Raw genomic sequence first — 16,994 nt, forward strand, 5'->3', positions numbered from 1 at the left:
CTCCTAAAATACATCATACCAAAATGACCTGGATTTTTCTTTGGAAAACTTAGCTTAACTATCATTTCGCCTTATGCAACAGGAGAATTTTATATTTTTTTCTCATGGCTGATTTCTAAAAGTTTGTTTTTTTTTGACGCAAAAACAATAAAATGCAACGTACTTGAAATAAAGGTTGATGCTTTTACCCGCTGCGGAAAGCAACCCGCAGTTACGTCTTATTTTTATATCAGCTGCGAAGGTTAAAGAGCAACAAACTATGCGAAAAGAGCTTTTCTCATAAAAAAAGAAAAAGAAGCTGTTGATAACAACTTCCCTTTTTAATAACTATGCATCTTTTGGTGGTGGAGCATTAAATAGCCCGGAAACAGCTTTTTCCTTAATTTCCGGCAAATTCATTGATAAACTTACTGCCATTTTTCTCAAGAAGCTTACGGCAAGTATCATGTTCATCACTCGATACCGCCATTTGTAAAGAATTGATATTACTGTTGCGGCACTTAGTATAATGAAGAATATTCGCATGCTAACACCCTTTTCTAATTCATGGTGTTATTAGTTATTTTCTACCGGCTTAAATTTATACATGCTTAAGCTATTTCTTATTTATTATTCCTTTTTCTGTTATAAGATAATTGACGGGTATGTCGTAGATCTCACTGGGGAGAGGATTTACTAGCTGATCTGTGCTTAATATAGATACTGTCTCGTTGGTAAAATCAGTTAAAAATCGATCATAATATCCGCCGCCAAACCCAATTCGGTATCCTTCTGTATTAAACATCAAGCCAGGGACGACCAATAAATCAATGGATAATTTTTCGACTCTCTTTTTTGCTTCTGGTTTTGGTTCCAGCAGATTATAATAAACGACTTCTAATTGTTCATATGTATCCAATTGATAAAATGTAAGGCTTTTTTGTTGTGGATTGCACTTTGGTACACAAACTGACTTATTTTGATCCCATGCTGCTTCAATAATTTGTTTCGTATCCCATTCAAAGCCTTGTGAGATTGTAATGCCGATTGTATGTGCATCTTTCCATAATGTTGAATGCAATAAATTATTTGTAATCAATCGTTCAAGATTTTGCTTCTCCTTAACTGAAATACTTTTAAGTTTTGCAATGGCAGATTTTCTAAGCTGAAGCTTATCCATTTTAACACCTCTTCGCCCACACTTTTAATCCATTCATTAAAAATAAACTCTTATCAATAATCCTGATAAGAGTCTATCTTCTCGCACATTTATTTTGTTTCGCGGTGTAGGGTATGTTTTTTTAAACGTGGGCAATATTTCATAAGCTCAATACGCTCAGGATTGGTACGCTTATTTTTTGTTGAAATATAATTACGATCTCCTGTTTCAGTACAAGCTAAAGTAATGTTTACGCGCATGGTTTTCCCTCCAGACTTTAAAAACTTGCTTTTACTAGCATTTTGTTCATTTCAGACTTAATAATAATAGCAGATGTTTGAAAAACTATCAAGGCACTTCGGAAAAAATTTATGTTTTCTCATTTCGCATTGTATGTTATAAATGATATTGTAACATAATTTGTAGTTTCTTGTATAATCATGTTTGAAACGGAGGTAGTTAAATGTTTTATGCGATAATCTCTATTATTGCTATTGCTGTTGTCTTGTTCATTCTCTCATTTTTTATGAATGATAAATTTGAAGACCTGGAAAATCAGGTAGAACAACTTTCAATTACAACAATGCAAGATACATACCAAGTGAAGAAGAAAATCAAAATTTTAGAAGAAGAATTACTTCCTGATGAGTTCACTCAGGGGACGAAAGAGAAAAGTAATTGATGACATACAAAACTTGGGTATCACAAAGCCTATATGGCGGAAAATTAAATGCAATTATGGAGTAGGACCGTTTTATCCTTTCCTAACTGCAAAAAAATAAGCAGAAGGAGAAAAATATGAAACAGCCAGTTCGTTCATTCGCTATAGGTTTATTCACTGCTGGAATGGTAATGCTTATTGGGATTTACTTTTTTGAGACACGTGAAAATAATGCCGATCAGCTATCTATTGATGAAATGATTCCGGCAATCGAGACAGAGGGTTACCGTGTGCTAACAGAATCGGAATATATCTCTCTTTCAGTAAATGGCGGTAATGATAGTGAAGCAAGTAATGCCATGGAGAAAACAGAAGACACAGAGGAAGAACCTGATGAAAATGAGGATTCCGAAGACGAAACCGTGAAAGAAAACAATTCGGAAGATGAACAAGCAGAAGAAGATTCTGTCACTACGTACATGCTGGATATAGTTCCTGGTATGGATTCTTCAGACATAAGTTCTATATTAGATGAAAATGAAATAATTGATGATACTGAAAGCTTTATCCAATATTTAAATGAGCACGACTACAGTATGTATATTCAAATTGGTGAATTTGAGTTATCGGATGATATGAGCTTTTACGAAATTGCTGAGAAGATTACAAATTAAGCGATAAGCGGCTGATCCAATCAAAGGATCTCGCCCTTATCGCTTTTTAATGCTAGTTTAGATTATAATTTTCCCCTTTAACTAAAAACAATATACTTTCCCCAATATTAGTGATATGATCAGCAAAACGTTCAAGATATCTTGCTGAAAAAGCTATTTGCATAACATATTGAATTTTATCAGGATTCGTTGCTGTTTCACTCAGAAGTTCACTGATTGTACGTTTATAAAACTTATCAACCTGATCATCCATCTCCGATAACTTTCTGGCGATTGTTATATCTTCATTTTCAAAAGCAATTACAGCTGTTTGCAGCATGTCCATACAAAAATCTTGCATCGTCTTAATTCCTTCCGGCACAGGCGACTCGTTATCTGTCCCTAAGTGCAGCGTTGAATTGGCTATGTTTTTAGCGTTGTCCCCCATTCGCTCTATATCTGTAACGATCCTTAAAGCAATAATCAATCTTCGCAAATCAGTGGCAACCGGCTGTTGTTTTGCAATAAGTAATAACGTTTTATTATTTATATCCAATTCTTTTCTGTCTACCATTTTATCATTATCAATGACCTTATTTGCCAGATTGATATCCTGATTATATAAAGCGTCTATCGATTCTGTCAAAGCTTCTCCAGTTTCTTGTGCAAGGTCGATGATCTCCTGCTTTATTTTCTCCATTTCATTCTGGAATTGCCCGCGTGTAACCATTTCTTACTCCCCCTTATTACTTCATTTTTAAAACAACTTTCCTTAGATGTAAATGTATACCTATTATAACTAAATAGTATTAATTCTCTCTTAAAAAAATGTAAATTAATTGTAAATATCAAATCTCTATCTAAAAAACTCTAATCAACGGTCAAATTGATTAGAGTTTTTGGTTAAAGTGTATAAATTTTATGTTATATCTTTGTTCTGTTTATTTAACGGTTCATCATTTTATTCTTGCGCTTCTTCATCTCTGTCTTCTTTTATATCAAAATACGTATCCATTATACGCTCACCAATCGCATGCTGGATTGGATATTCACCACTGGCAGTATGCGGTACGACAACTGCAAATGCAATTTCAGGCTCATCGAAAGGAGCGTAACCGACAAGTGACAGATTCTCCGTTTCAAAACTCGTTCCGTCACCAGGGTAAACAAAACTTTCCGCAGTTCCCGTTTTACCAGCAGGATTATAATCCTTATCAGCATAATAGCTGTACCCAGTACCACCTTGCGATTGGAAAACCTGTCTAAACCCTTCCTGAACACGTTCGATATTGCTCTGATCCATCTGAACACGGTTCAATGCATCCGTATTTATGCTTTTGTAAAGCGGCCCCGGATTATCCATGGATGGTACCGGGTCTCGTATTTCTTTTACAAAATGCGGCCGGACACGATAACCGTCATTAGCAATGGTAGATACATATTGAGCCAGCTGCATCGTGGTATATGAATCATACTGCCCAATTGAATAGTCCATTAATAGCCCCGGGCTATGCGGATTGTCCCCGATGAAACCAAGGGATTCAAAAGGAAAATCAATGCCTGTTTCAGTACCTAAGCCAAATTGCCTGAAATAGTTGCGCATTTCCTGCCAGGAACTTGTATCAAAAGCCGCTGAACTGCCATTAGGAAATGGATACCTGTCTTCCCCGCCCATCTTTAACGCAATATAAAACATATAGACGTTAGATGAGTACTTCAATGCTCCAATATCATCTACAGAACCTATGGTACTACTCAGAGACCCTTTCGGTGATCCTCCCCCGATTTTTATTGGCCTGTCATAAAATCTTTGGCCAGGAGATATAACACCGGCCTGATGTCCAGCCAGCACTGTGGCCCCTTTAATTGTAGAACCTGGAAGGTGTGCATCATACAATGTTTTATGTGCACTGTTTTCATATTCATTTTCATCTCTGTTATACGTTTGACCGGAAACTGCCAGCAATTCACCTGTTTGTGGATCCATCACAACAGCTAACGCGTCCTTTAAGAATCTGTTCTCATACGGATTATCACTTATTGCCGCCTGCAGCTCCTCACGCACAATGTTATCCACTTCTTCCTGAAATTCCATGTCTATTGTGAGAACTAAGTCCTTTCCACGTTTCCCTTCAACTACAGTCTTGGAATCTATCGTTCTGCCACTTTTATCTGTCGTGTACTGAATCTGTTCCTTCCTTCCCCTAAGAACATCTTCGTATTGTTCTTCCAATCCACTTGTACCGACACGGTCATTTCTGCTGTATCCTCTTGTTAAATAGTAATCTTCTGATTCGGCAGGTATACCTTGTTCCTGATCTGTTATTGATCCGAGAAGAGAATTTAAAGTATCACCATAAGCATTGTCCCTGTTCCAATCCGTTGTCGCATTAATCCCTGGAAGTTTATCCAGATTTTCAGCTACCCGGGCATATTCCTCTGGAGTAACATCTTCATTCTTTACAATTTGAGGCGTTAGGGAATAAGCTTTATCCAATTCTTTCTTTATGGCTATAACTTCCTCTTCTGCTTTTGAGAAGTCACTTATTTCTTCTTCTGTAATACGATCCAAAACTTCATTATAATATTCCGAATTACTCATTTCAGCTGCTGCTTCATCTGAGACACGGCTTTCCACTTCCTCGGTGTTATTTAAGTACCAATATTCCTTCCTGTTTCTTTCTGTAATACCTTCCAGATCTTCTTTACTATCCATAGAAATAAATTCTGCCAAATTTTCCGCTACTTCAAGCCGGTCTTCTGCCTGCACTCCTTTCGGCGGGGTGTATGTAATAGAGTAGACAGGATCATTGTCTACTACAACATCATGATTACGATCATAAATTTTCCCCCGTGGTACAGGTATTTTTGTTGTATCCTGTATAGTGCGGTCAATTTCATCCTGAAAATCTTCCCCATTCAGTATTTGAACTACTCCCAGTTGAAGTATCAAAACAGAAAATAATAAAAATACAATGAAAAATAATATGTTTAATCGGAAGGGAAGTTGTGCTTTTTTCTTTTTCTTATTTTTCATTTATTCTCCCCCAAATGAAATGGTTTGCTAAATATCCATTATTAATTATACCATTTCTAAGAACAAATTCTAACAGGTTTAACGATTTTTTTCATCTGTCATCTGATCTTTTATCATAACTTCCTTTTTATTTGGTGCTGTCAGGTAAATATCCTTTACAAATAAATAAATAAATAAATGTCCCGTCCCGAAAATGACCAATAACCATGGGATGATCTGTTCTGCAGAAAAAATAGAGACAGCTATCAGAAAAACACCAATGGATATAAATCTGCCCAGATTAACAAACAATTCCCTTACAACGATATATTCTACACGTAGATCCTTTGCCTTCCAAGCCTTTCCTATGACATCATAGCTTAGAGAAACATAAGGCACATTGATAATTGGATATGCAATCCCAATACATATTGCATAAATAATCAGCAATAGATAACTTATATCAAATATAATGATAAAAATTGAAAAATAAAGGATTAACGCACCGATTAATATTGCCTTTTTCCTTAAATGTGATTTGATAAATTTGGTGGCAATAAAATAAAACACAAATGAAAGTCCGGATAAAAATAAGTTGAATGTTCCTAAAGCAAATTCACTTTGAGTTACCAAATACACCCATATCGTAATCACAAAAAGAAAAATTCCTTCCCTTAATCCTTGTGCCAGGTGTGCATATAAAATCCGATTCCAATTTTTATTATGATGTCTTTCTTCCACAACTCTTTTAAAATGAAAACTGCCTTCTGCCTGGCGGCGATTTAAGAAAAAGCTGCAAGCTACCGCACAAATAAATAAGATAAATGAAAGTGTAAAAATTGTAGTGTATCCAAGGTTTTCAGTCATCCTTGCAATTATTGTCCCTGCCAGTAACGGGCCAACCATTCCACCAAATGATTGTAGCACACCCAAAAAGCCATTAAAGAAGTCTCTCGTTTCCGGTTCAGTTATTTCAAATGTTAATACATTAAATGCCAGCCAATAAAAGCCATAACCGATTCCAAGTAAACTCCCCAGCATAAAATTAAATGTAGAAGCATTTTCACCTATTATTAATACACTTAAAAAAAACAGAGATAAAAAAATTACTCCTAGCCTTAATACGATCACTCTGTCAATTTTCTTTGCAATCTTTCCTGCAAGTATAAAGGTAAGTGGCTGAAATATAACGATGCCCAAATTGTACATAGCAATGGTGATATAATCTCCGGATTGCTTCCACAAATATATATTAACAAATGTATTTGACAGGAAGAGTCCTAATGAATAGAGTCCACCAATGACCAGTAATAATAATAAATCACGATTTATATCCAGTTTATCTTGAAAAAAATTCATTTTTTTTAACATAACTGATACCCCTTTTTGTCATTTATAGTGTTATCAACCCGAGTACCAGATATGCAAATTGGATGCATTAAACAATAATTACCATTAGGAAATCCAGGTAGTAGGAAGGTTTTAATCTTACTGTTGCAAATAAAAAAACACGGGAGTCACTTCCCGTGTTTTCATCGTTTATCATTATTATTTTGCTTCACTATAATTTTTTGCTACTTCATCCCAATTTACAACATTCCAAAATGCAGCAATATAATCAGGGCGTTTATTTTGATACTTTAGATAATAAGCATGCTCCCAAACATCCAGACCTAGTAATGGAGTTTGGCCTTCCATAATAGGTGAATCCTGGTTAGGTGTACTTGTTATTTCAAGTTCTCCATTATTTAGAATAAGCCAAGCCCATCCTGAGCCAAAGCGTCCTGCTGCAGCATTGCCGAATTCTTCTTTGAATTTATCAAAGCTGCCGAATTTTGAATTGATTTTATCAGCTAATTCCCCAGATGGCTCTCCACCGCCATTTGGCGATAAAACTTTCCAGAAAAGGCTGTGGTTTGCATGTCCGCCACCATTATTGCGGACTGCAGTACGTGCACTCTCAGGTACAGCGTCCAGATTACTGATTAAATCTTCAACTGATTTCTCCTGAAGATCTGCATGTCCTTCCAACGCACCGTTTAACTTTGTAACATACGTATTATGATGCTTGGTATGGTGAATGTTCATCGTTTCTTTGTCAATTGTTGGTTCTAATGCATCATATGCATAAGGTAGTTCTGGTAATTCAAATTTTGCCATTTTTAGTGTTCCTCCTCTAATAAAATTGTTATTAAAAGGATTGAAAATTCACCCTTTAGTGTAAAGGTTATCAAAGCTTTACTGGGTATGCAAACTTTATGCATGTACAAAAAGTAGAATTTTCTCCAACATGAAAACTATTCCCTTTTACTGTTAATTAAAACATCATTCATTTAAACATTTTTTACTAAATAAAAAAACAAGCAATTCGCTTGTTAACAAAAGGTGGCTCGGGACGGAATCGAACCGCCGACACAGGGATTTTCAGTCCCTTGCTCTACCGACTGAGCTACCGAGCCGTATTATATATTTTATAATTCAAATTCTGTGCTTTTTAAAACATTGCTTTCGACAATTTTAATTCTATCATCTGATTCATAATTACTTTAAATATGTATGGAGGAGGAAGAGGGATTCGAACCCCCGCGGGCTTTGACACCCCTGTCGGTTTTCAAGACCGATCCCTTCAGCCAGACTTGGGTATTCCTCCGAGTTTTGATGGTGGACCCTGCAGGACTCGAACCTGCGACCGATCGGTTATGAGCCGATAGCTCTAACCAGCTGAGCTAAGGGTCCTTTATATTTAATTTTAATGGGGCGATCGATGGGGATCGAACCCACGTATGCCGGAGCCACAATCCGGTGCGTTAACCACTTCGCCACGACCGCCATCTGTTATTTATTGGTAGCGGCGGAGGGGATCGAACCCCCGACCTCACGGGTATGAACCGTACGCTCTCGCCAGCTGAGCTACACCGCCATATTGGCTCCACAGGCAGGATTCGAACCTGCGACCGATCGGTTAACAGCCGATAGCTCTACCACTGAGCTACTGTGGAATAATTGATTTCGTATTGCTGCAGATTTATTAACTTAAATTAACAGCGACGAAATATAATTTATCATGTTCGACAAGATCTGTCAATATCTTTTGTTAACATTTTAATTTTTTCGTTGTTTTGATTAGAAAACTTTTCTATATGCATAACTTAGTTACACAACTAAGGATTACAAATAAATATCAGTATTCTTTCTAATTCATTATGTAGCTATCCAAGCGACAATATATAATATAGCATTTTAAACTTTGGATTTCAATTAAAAACTTAAAAAACATTTATACAGATACAAAAAAATGAAATCTAAAGTACTTTAATCACCCACTATAAAAGGAAGGTCAATATAATGTGCCTCTTAAAGCATGCCTTTATCTGATGTGCACCTGTAACTCCCTATAAAGGCTTATAAGGAACGAAAATAAAGAGAAGGGGCTTTCCCCTTCTCTTGGCAAATACTATTCTTCCAGGACCTCTTCAGCTATATTAACAGCATGATCGCCAATTCGTTCTAAATTACTAATCAAATCTACAAATACGATACCAGCCGATCCGTTACAAAGACCTTCATTCATCCGTATAATGTGTTTCTTACGGTAAGTGCGTTCCATTTTGTCTATTTCTTCTTCTTTTTGAACTACTGCAAGCGCCTCTTCTCTATCCACATTTTCTAAGGCTTTTACTGACTGTTTCACAGTAAGAATCGTTAAATCAAACATATTATTAAGATCTTCTTCTGCCTGCTCTGTTAAATGCACTTTATTTGATATTTTATAATCAATTAATTCAATAATATTCTCAAAATGGTCGCCAATCCGTTCAATATCACGGACAGTATCCATTAAAGCCGTATGCTTAGAACTTTCTGCCTCTGTTAGAGAATCTGCAGAAATATTAATAAGATATTCTGTTATTTTCTGATCCAGATTATTTAAGGCACCCTCTACCTGCATGGCCATTTCTGAATGTTTTTGCTGATTTGTAGTTAAATACAGATTTGTTTCTTCCAACCCTTTGGATGCGTATTCGCCCATGCGAATAACTTCCGACTTGGCTTGATCCAGCGCTAATGTTGACGATTGCTGGATAAAAATCGGATCTAAATGTTTTGGTTTGTATTCAATAATGGTGTCTTCTCCAGGCACTATTTTCGTTACGAGCCATGCTAACGCACCAATGAATGGAAGTTGAATAACAGTATTGGTTAAATTGAAACTACCATGTGCAAAAGCAATGGTCATCTCTGGGTTTAAATTAAACTGTCCCTGCAGAAAAGAAACTGCTTGTGTAAATAAACCTAAAAGCAAAATACCGATTGTTGCCCCAAGTAAATTAAAAATAACATGTGTATACGCAGCACGTTTCGCAGCAACAGAGGCTCCAATTGATGCCAGGACTGCCGTTATAGTGGTTCCGATATTATCTCCGAACAATACGGGCAGAGCTGCAGCCAATTCAATCGCCCCCTCTGAAAACAACCCTTGCAAAATACCTATGGTTGCACTAGAACTTTGAACAATCAGTGTAAACACTGTACCAATTACTACACCTAATATAGGCGTTTCACTCATACTAACCGTTAACTCATGAAATGCTTCCATACTACGTAATGGAGACATACCACTGCTCATTAATTCCAACCCGAAAAATAACGCCCCAAACCCGAATATTGTTTGGCCAATGGCAGTTACTCTATGATTTTTAAAGAAGAAAATTAAAAAAGCACCTACCGCTAAAATGGGCAAAGCATATGCTCCAATGTCTAAACCAATAATAAATGCGGTTACTGTCGTTCCAATGTTGGCACCCATGATTACACCGATAGCCTGTCTGAATGTCATAAACCCGGCATTTACGAGACCTACTGTAAGTACCGTAGTACCGGAACTACTTTGAATTAATATAGTGACAATAATACCAGCTAACACACCCATAAATGGATTGCTCGTAAACTTGTCCAAAATATCTCTTAATCGGTCACCAGCTGACCTTTGCAGACCATCACCCATATATTTAATACCAAGAAGAAAAATACCTAGTCCACCAATAAATTCAAATATCAGTGTCTGCACATCGATATCCAATTGTTGCTACCACCCTTCAGTCTTGTAGAATCTTGTCGTATTCCATTACTATTATTAAATGAAGTTGAAGGATTTGTAAAGGAACAATTTAAAAATTAACAATAACTTTACATTCCTGTTTAGCTGTCTATTTATTAGTTACCCTATTAGGTGTCTTTTCATTCCTAATATAAACAAATAACCCCCATGAAATCATGGAGGTTATTTGTTTATTGATCAGCTATTTTTTCAACAAGTATCTTTGTACCATCTACATGCACAATCCGGACAGGAACATTCTTTTCAATCCACTGACCATTTGATATTGCACTATAATCTTTTTTATTTACCCTAATGGTCCCGACCGGTCTTAAAGCACTTAACGTCACACCTTCGTCATTGATAAGTTTTTCGTATTCCTGATTCATCGAATTGTATCCAGCTTCTTTTGTTAATTGATCTTTTAAGGCAATCTTGGTCCACATTTCCCTTCGTTTAAAAACTTTCAGGAAAAACAAAGAAGATCCAGCGCCAATAAGAACTCCTAAAACCGCATATAAGCCAGAAGCTAAATCTGGAGCTGCCAGTGCAACGGCAGTTAACATTGTTGCCAGACCCAAGGTAGAAAGCGTTCCATCATTTATTATTTTTCCATCAATCACAATAAGTAATAATCCCACAAAATAAATAATAAGCATAATGATAAAAGAACTGGTTTCCATATATGCTGCAAAGTAAACCGTAATAAAACCAATACCTAGAAGTCCGAAGATCCCCCGCATATTAACGAAAATTTCACCAAGCAAAAATAATGTTCCTAAAAATGTAATAACAAAACCTATCCAAGATAAAGAAAATATTTCCAATTCATTTCCTCCTCCCATTACCTTGTACGTATTACAATTATAAATTGTTTCAACAAAAAGGAGTATACATATGAACTTTTTTAAAAAATTTTTTATCTATATTCTATTTATTCTACTTTTCATAAGTATATACCAGGATTTATCTGTTGGTACAGTTCCGGAGATAAAAAAACAATCGACCGATGTGGAGCAATCTGACGAAAAATATGATGTTGCGCATGTTAAATTGAAAGCTGGAGATACTGTTTTATCAATCGTGGAGCGTATAAATAATAATGAGTTAAAGCAAGTCGATATTGAACAAATTATTACAGATTTTCAAACAATAAACCCTTCCAGTGACCCTTACCAACTTGAGCAAGGTGTTTACTACTATTTTCCAGTGTACAATAAGCCATAGAAAATTCGTATCCATAAAAAAACAGGGGCTGAAATATTCAGCCCCTGTCCATTTAGAAAAAAGGAATAATAAAGAGTGTAATTAAAATTGAGATTGCCCCTGCCGCAATTGCAATATTACCAAGCGTATCTGCTCCACGACTTCTGGAAACAAACCCTAAGATAATCCCTGCGGCTCCTAAAATAACCGGCCATATAAAAAAGGATATGATGGATAAAGCGATCCCAATCCATCCATAGGTGCTAATAACATCCTCACCCATATGACTTTCCTGATCATCATGATTCAACACATTATCTGCTGTAAATTCTTCAGCATATTCTTCATTCCGGGAGCTATCCGGTTCAATACCTACATAGTCTTGATTTTTTCTGTTTTCACCATGATTTGGCGCGGGTTCTACTCCATTATTTCTTTTGTTTTTATAATTATCCACAGATAAGACCTCCTTTTCTACTTTTTGAGGTGCGTTTATAGCTTATGGACTTTTTGTCATTCTAATTATGCTACATTCTGGAAAATTGGCAGAATGCAATTGATTTGTAAACTTTATATCCAGTTTGCATATATTAAAACAGCATCTGTATAAAAAGGAGTATAGATATGTCAGTTTTCATTAAAGAGTTAGTTCGAAATAAATTAAGACAACTAACACCAGAAGAACTGCTTCATTATAGTAAACAGTATGGATTTTCCATAAACCGAACGACTGCTAATAATATCACACAATATTTAAAAACAAACCCTGTCGACCCATTTCACGCAAACGGCCGGGATAAAATGTTTCAGGAACTGTCCAGACTTACTGATACACAAACCGCTAACAAAGCTCAACATCTATTTCAAGAAATAATTAAATCTTACGGACTGGAATACCTTTTTAATGAATAAAGGCAAAAACACACAGTGGTGCTTTAGCTCATGCGGGAGTTTTTGCTTAAGACCTCAGACGGAGCAGGCGCTGGAGCTGGGCGTGGCTTATATTGTAACGAAAATATATACTGCCACATTTATATGCTTTCTTTACTTTTAAAAAAGGAATAACACCCTTTTCAGGTGTTATTCCCAACTCATAATTTTATCTTTCAGTTCTTTATCAAAGGCAGCATTTTTAATCATTTCAATTTCAAATTTATACGGAGCCTTTTTGCTTTTCTTATCTTCACCAACAAAAGGTGTCTCCAATATCTTAGGAAGGTTCTCTAATTGCGGATGATAGATGACATGGCTAAGTGCATCGAACCCTATATGGCCAAACCCGATGTTCTCGTGACGGTCCTTATGTGCTCCACGTTCATTTTTACTATCATTGACATGAATTACTTTTAGGCGATTGACACCAATAGTTTTATCAAATTCATTCAAAACGCCATCAAAATCGTTAACAATATCATAACCCGCATCATGAATATGACACGTGTCCAAACAGATGGATAATTTTTCGTTATGCGTAACACCATCAATGATTTTTGCCAGTTCATCAAATGTACGTCCGATCTCAGAACCCTTTCCTGCCATTGTTTCCAATGCAATCTGAACATCTTTATCATAGTCCAGTACTTCATTTAAACCTTCAATAATTTTCTTCGTCCCTTCTTCAACTCCTGCTCCAACATGAGCACCAGGATGAAGAACGATCTGTCTTGCTCCTAATGCAGCTGTACGGTCTATTTCATTACGCAGGAAATTCACACCTAAATCAAATGTTTCCGGCTTGACAGAATTTCCAATATTAATAATATAAGGTGCATGAACAACAATATCATCAATACCATTCTTTGTCATATGTTCTCTGCCATCTGTAATATTTAATTCTTCAATCGGTTTCCGCCTCGTGTTTTGTGGTGCACCAGTGTATATCATAAACGTATTCTCACCATAAGATACTGCTTCTTCACTGGATCCTAGAAGCATTTTTTTACCTTTCATTGACACATGTGAGCCAATTTTTAACATAGTATAACTCTCCCTTATATTCCTCTTTTAATGCTATTTCTTATACTTATTGTTCTTTGTCAATTGTCTTTTGATGGAAGCCTGTTGCTGTTTCATTTTTTTCTTATGGCCCGGTTTTACTTTTTTCGATTTACGTACCCGCTTCCATGCTTCCTTTTCTATATTTGTTGTCGTTTTTGTTCGTAAATTACGCTCATTCCAAGGTTTTGCCTCTTTCCATTCCCCATTTTTAACTTCGGTATAGATAAAGTCTAACCCTCTATTTTCTAATTTTTCTATAAGTTTAATATCACTTTCCCTATAGAGGCTTATTGCTGTACCTTCCAAGCCTGCTCTTGCCGTTCTCCCGACACGATGGATATAGAAATCTTCTTCTTTCGGCATCTGTGCATTGATTACATGACTGACCCCTTTAATATCAATCCCTCTTGCAGCTAAATCAGTTGCAATAATATATTGGTACCGGAGATTTTGAATATCCTTCAGCATTCGTTTACGTTCACGGGGGCTAAGACCGCCGTGAATTAGTCCCGCTTCCATTCCCTGTTCCTGTAAGGAAGCAGCAAGCTTATTTGCTATCTCCTTTCCATTTGTGAATATAATGGCCAGATATGGATGTATCGTTTTTGAGATTTCCATAATAATATCAGATTCGTCCCGATGCTTGACATCAATCAATCGATGCTCCATTGTCTCAGGTGAAAAATGGTCGTCCACTTTAACATACAATGGATTTTCTAAATACTTTTTGAATAAATGCTGCAATCGTTGAGGAATCGTTGCTGAAAATACGAGTAATTGTACGTTTTTATTGGAACGAACCAATAATTGATCCACTTCATTAATAAAGCCAAGATCAAGCATTAAGTCAGCTTCGTCTATGACAAACGAATTTGCAGAATGGAGCGATATCACATCTTCCTTAACTAAATCAAGTATTCTTCCGGGCGTTCCGACAATAATATGCGGGGGATTCTTTAATTTCTCCGTCATTTTCTGTTTATCTGTCCCACCTACCAGAAGCTTCGCAATCCATTGCTGGTCCATTTCTGCTAAATGAATGATTGTTTTAACTTCATCGTAAATCTGTGTTGCCAGTTCTCTTGTTGGTGCTGTGATGACAAATTGAACCTGGCGTTTGGATACATCCATCTGATTAAAGAGCGGCAACAAATAGGCATGCGTTTTCCCTGAACCGGTACGTGATTGCCCAATAACACTGGTTCCTTTTAAAATTGCCGGGATAACCTGCTTCTGTATATCAGTTGGATTACGAAATTTAAGCCGATCTATAACTTCCTCGATTACCGGTTGAAAAGAGAATTCATTAAAATTGTTTTTCACCATAAATAATACCCCTTCTTCGTCATTCATTATAGTAGAGATTCCTTTTTATAAAAATTGGAATGGATCGGTATTCGATTCAGAAAGAAGAATCTCCACATTTTCATCCTGCAGCTTTTCGTCCAGATATTTCTTTGTAGCTTTTTTCATTACTTTTTCTACATGATGCCCAGGATCAATAACTGCTAATCCATTTACCCAAGCATCCTGTGCTGCATGAAAGGTCATATCACCAGTTATATAGACATCTGCATCCTTTTTCCTTGCAATATCATGATATTTTTCACCACTACCTCCTAATACTGCAACCTTTTTCACTTCTTTCGTTAAATCACCTGTAACCCTTAGGTGCGAAATATCAAAAGCTTCTTTTACTTTGTCACAAAATTCCTGTAGTGTCAGCTTTTCATTGATTGTTCCAATTCTTCCAAGACCATAGGATTCACCCTTATTTTCCAATGGATAAATGTCATAGGCAACCTCTTCGTATGGATGTGCATCAATTACAGCACGTATAACCCGATCCATTTGTTCCTCTTGAACAATTGTTTCGATTTTCACCTCTGGAACAAATTCTATTTCATTGGTGGTTCCGATATAAGGATTTGTTCCTTCAAGCGGCTTAAATGTGCCTTGACCCGCTGATTGAAAGGTACAATGGCTGTAGTTCCCTATATACCCTGCGCCTGCTTCGTTAAAAGCATTCCTTACATTTTCTATGTGAGATTTTGGAACATAGACGGCAATTTTAAACAGGTTCTCTGCATCCGTTTCAATCAGTACATCTTTCGACTTTATATTCAATAAATCTGACATAATATCATTAACTCCACCGCTTGCAATATCAAGATTTGTATGCGCAGCATAAACGGATATGTTATGTTGAATTAACTTTTGGATGACACGGCCTTGAGGAGTGCCGGTATTCAATTGGTTCATAGGCTTAAATAAAAGCGGGTGATGGGCGATAATAAGATCAGCTTTTTTGTCGATTGCTTCATCAACGACAGATTCCAATACATCCAGGGTAATCATTATTTTTTTTACGTTTTTTTGATAGGAACCGATTTGCAGTCCAACATTATCCCAGTCATAGGCTAAATGTTTTGGCGCCCAATTTTCCATTAATTGAAAAATATCCGAAGTGTTTCTAATCATCCTTGAGAACCTCCTCGATCCATTGTAATTCTTTTTCAAACCTTTTTATTTTATCTATATTTTTTACTCTAGCATGATTCATTTGTTCAATCACACGTTTTAGCTTTTTATATTCATGTTTCCATTTTTTATGAAATACATCTGATTTGTTTTGTAACAATAGGGGGCCAAACAATAAATCTTTCTCTGTTTTTTCTTCTTCGTAGACAGGAATAACTCCATCCTTATCCCCAATGATAATTTCGTATATATGCCCGTTTTCTTCAATTATTGCTTCGTTCGTAATTCCATATCCTTGTGCCCAAAACCATCTTCGAACATTTCTGGCATCGACATTTGGCTGGGCTATAATACGATTTACCTTTCCAAGATTTGCTTTGCCCTCCTCGAGAATGTCCTGAATGAGTGATCCTCCCATTCCAGCTATTATAACTTGTTCAACCTCGTTCGGGTGTAATACATGTAACCCATTTCCCAGACGAACTTCAACATTATTAAACAGCCCGTATGAATTGACTGTAGCGACAGCACTGTTAAAAGGTCCCACGTTTATTTCTCCCGCAATTGCCTTCGCCGTTTGGTCCTCTGAACAGACATAGCAGGGTAAATAAGCATGATCTGATCCAATATCAGCAAAAAAAGCACCTTTTGGCAAGTATGAAGCTACTTTTTGTAAACGATGTGATAACTTTATTTTGTCCGTCATTAGAATCTCTACTTTCATAAAATAATGAAAAAGAAAA

General features: G+C 36.4%; 18 protein-coding genes and 6 tRNA genes. 4 read left to right on the forward strand and 20 right to left on the reverse strand.

The window, feature by feature from the left end:
- Window positions 1-327: 327 nt before the first annotated feature.
- The 3 genes from ACZ427_RS09540 to rpmG form a co-directional block, all read right to left on the reverse strand.
- The gene (locus ACZ427_RS09540) at window positions 328-453 is read right to left on the reverse strand and encodes a hypothetical protein (RefSeq protein ID WP_464883415.1); all 126 of its coding nucleotides are present in this window, start codon (window positions 451-453) and stop codon (window positions 328-330) included.
- A 142-nt stretch (window positions 454-595) separates the two neighbouring features.
- Window positions 596-1,159 carry a 5-formyltetrahydrofolate cyclo-ligase gene (locus ACZ427_RS09545; RefSeq protein ID WP_461177616.1) on the reverse strand — a complete coding sequence of 188 codons (564 nt, stop codon included), beginning with the start codon at window positions 1,157-1,159 and terminating at the stop codon, window positions 596-598.
- A gap of 89 nt (window positions 1,160-1,248) precedes the next feature.
- On the reverse strand, window positions 1,249-1,398 hold the full coding sequence (gene rpmG / locus ACZ427_RS09550) for a 50S ribosomal protein L33 (RefSeq protein ID WP_026906199.1): 150 nt from the start codon (window positions 1,396-1,398) through the stop codon (window positions 1,249-1,251).
- 203 nt (window positions 1,399-1,601) lie between these two features.
- Here rpmG and ACZ427_RS09555 point away from each other — a divergent pair, with 203 nt between their 5' ends.
- Together ACZ427_RS09555 and ACZ427_RS09560 are read left to right on the forward strand one after the other, a co-directional pair.
- Complete coding sequence (locus ACZ427_RS09555; protein WP_461177615.1) at window positions 1,602-1,820, forward strand: hypothetical protein; 219 nt, start codon at window positions 1,602-1,604, stop codon at window positions 1,818-1,820.
- A 116-nt stretch (window positions 1,821-1,936) separates the two neighbouring features.
- Window positions 1,937-2,473, forward strand: a complete 537-nt coding sequence (locus ACZ427_RS09560) for a hypothetical protein (RefSeq protein WP_461177614.1) — start codon at window positions 1,937-1,939, stop codon at window positions 2,471-2,473.
- Window positions 2,474-2,525: 52 nt separating this feature from the next.
- Here ACZ427_RS09560 and phoU read toward each other — a convergent pair whose 3' ends face one another.
- From phoU to ACZ427_RS09620, 12 genes are all read right to left on the reverse strand, one after another.
- Window positions 2,526-3,182, reverse strand: coding sequence for a phosphate signaling complex protein PhoU (gene phoU / locus ACZ427_RS09565; RefSeq protein WP_461177613.1), 657 nt, complete (start codon window positions 3,180-3,182; stop codon window positions 2,526-2,528).
- A gap of 231 nt (window positions 3,183-3,413) precedes the next feature.
- Window positions 3,414-5,489: a peptidoglycan D,D-transpeptidase FtsI family protein gene (locus ACZ427_RS09570; protein ID WP_461177612.1), complete on the reverse strand. Its 2,076-nt coding sequence runs from the start codon at window positions 5,487-5,489 to the stop codon at window positions 3,414-3,416.
- A gap of 78 nt (window positions 5,490-5,567) precedes the next feature.
- On the reverse strand, window positions 5,568-6,839 hold the full coding sequence (locus tag ACZ427_RS09575; protein WP_464883416.1) for an MFS transporter: 1,272 nt from the start codon (window positions 6,837-6,839) through the stop codon (window positions 5,568-5,570).
- A gap of 177 nt (window positions 6,840-7,016) precedes the next feature.
- Entirely contained in the window at window positions 7,017-7,628 is a 612-nt protein-coding gene (locus tag ACZ427_RS09580; RefSeq protein WP_461177610.1) for a superoxide dismutase, read from the reverse strand.
- Window positions 7,629-7,854: 226 nt separating this feature from the next.
- Window positions 7,855-7,927: transfer RNA gene (locus ACZ427_RS09585), tRNA-Phe, on the reverse strand.
- A gap of 98 nt (window positions 7,928-8,025) precedes the next feature.
- Window positions 8,026-8,118 (reverse strand) — tRNA-Ser (locus ACZ427_RS09590).
- A 9-nt stretch (window positions 8,119-8,127) separates the two neighbouring features.
- Window positions 8,128-8,204: transfer RNA gene (locus ACZ427_RS09595), tRNA-Ile, on the reverse strand.
- A gap of 17 nt (window positions 8,205-8,221) precedes the next feature.
- Window positions 8,222-8,297 (reverse strand) — tRNA-His (locus tag ACZ427_RS09600).
- A gap of 14 nt (window positions 8,298-8,311) precedes the next feature.
- Window positions 8,312-8,388, reverse strand: a tRNA-Met gene (locus tag ACZ427_RS09605).
- A gap of 4 nt (window positions 8,389-8,392) precedes the next feature.
- Window positions 8,393-8,467: transfer RNA gene (locus ACZ427_RS09610), tRNA-Asn, on the reverse strand.
- A 455-nt stretch (window positions 8,468-8,922) separates the two neighbouring features.
- Complete coding sequence (locus tag ACZ427_RS09615; protein ID WP_461177609.1) at window positions 8,923-10,548, reverse strand: Na/Pi cotransporter family protein; 1,626 nt, start codon at window positions 10,546-10,548, stop codon at window positions 8,923-8,925.
- A 209-nt stretch (window positions 10,549-10,757) separates the two neighbouring features.
- Window positions 10,758-11,393, reverse strand: coding sequence for an NfeD family protein (locus ACZ427_RS09620; RefSeq protein WP_461177608.1), 636 nt, complete (start codon window positions 11,391-11,393; stop codon window positions 10,758-10,760).
- Between the two features lie 70 nt (window positions 11,394-11,463).
- Between ACZ427_RS09620 and ACZ427_RS09625 the strand changes: the two genes are divergently transcribed.
- A complete protein-coding gene (locus tag ACZ427_RS09625; RefSeq protein ID WP_461177607.1) occupies window positions 11,464-11,793 on the forward strand; it encodes a hypothetical protein in 330 nt (109 codons plus the stop codon).
- A 52-nt stretch (window positions 11,794-11,845) separates the two neighbouring features.
- On the opposite strand, the gene ACZ427_RS09630 is transcribed toward ACZ427_RS09625, so the two are convergent.
- Complete coding sequence (locus ACZ427_RS09630; protein ID WP_461177606.1) at window positions 11,846-12,229, reverse strand: hypothetical protein; 384 nt, start codon at window positions 12,227-12,229, stop codon at window positions 11,846-11,848.
- Between the two features lie 167 nt (window positions 12,230-12,396).
- On the opposite strand from ACZ427_RS09630, the gene ACZ427_RS09635 reads away from it, so the two are divergent.
- Window positions 12,397-12,684 carry a DUF2624 domain-containing protein gene (locus tag ACZ427_RS09635; protein ID WP_461177605.1) on the forward strand — a complete coding sequence of 96 codons (288 nt, stop codon included), beginning with the start codon at window positions 12,397-12,399 and terminating at the stop codon, window positions 12,682-12,684.
- Window positions 12,685-12,852: 168 nt separating this feature from the next.
- Here ACZ427_RS09635 and ACZ427_RS09640 read toward each other — a convergent pair whose 3' ends face one another.
- The 4 genes from ACZ427_RS09640 to ACZ427_RS09655 are packed head-to-tail and all read right to left on the reverse strand — an operon-like array spanning window position 12,853 to window position 16,975.
- Window positions 12,853-13,749 carry a deoxyribonuclease IV gene (locus ACZ427_RS09640; RefSeq protein WP_461177604.1) on the reverse strand — a complete coding sequence of 299 codons (897 nt, stop codon included), beginning with the start codon at window positions 13,747-13,749 and terminating at the stop codon, window positions 12,853-12,855.
- Between the two features lie 33 nt (window positions 13,750-13,782).
- A complete protein-coding gene (locus tag ACZ427_RS09645) occupies window positions 13,783-15,096 on the reverse strand; it encodes a DEAD/DEAH box helicase (RefSeq protein ID WP_461177865.1) in 1,314 nt (437 codons plus the stop codon).
- Window positions 15,097-15,141: 45 nt separating this feature from the next.
- Window positions 15,142-16,251, reverse strand: a complete 1,110-nt coding sequence (locus ACZ427_RS09650; RefSeq protein WP_461177603.1) for a Nif3-like dinuclear metal center hexameric protein — start codon at window positions 16,249-16,251, stop codon at window positions 15,142-15,144.
- Window positions 16,244-16,975, reverse strand: a complete 732-nt coding sequence (locus ACZ427_RS09655) for a tRNA (adenine(22)-N(1))-methyltransferase (RefSeq protein ID WP_461177602.1) — start codon at window positions 16,973-16,975, stop codon at window positions 16,244-16,246. Before ACZ427_RS09655 ends, ACZ427_RS09650 begins: the two co-directional genes overlap by 8 nt.
- Window positions 16,976-16,994 lie beyond the last annotated feature (19 nt).

The organism is Virgibacillus ainsalahensis, assembly GCF_055380755.1.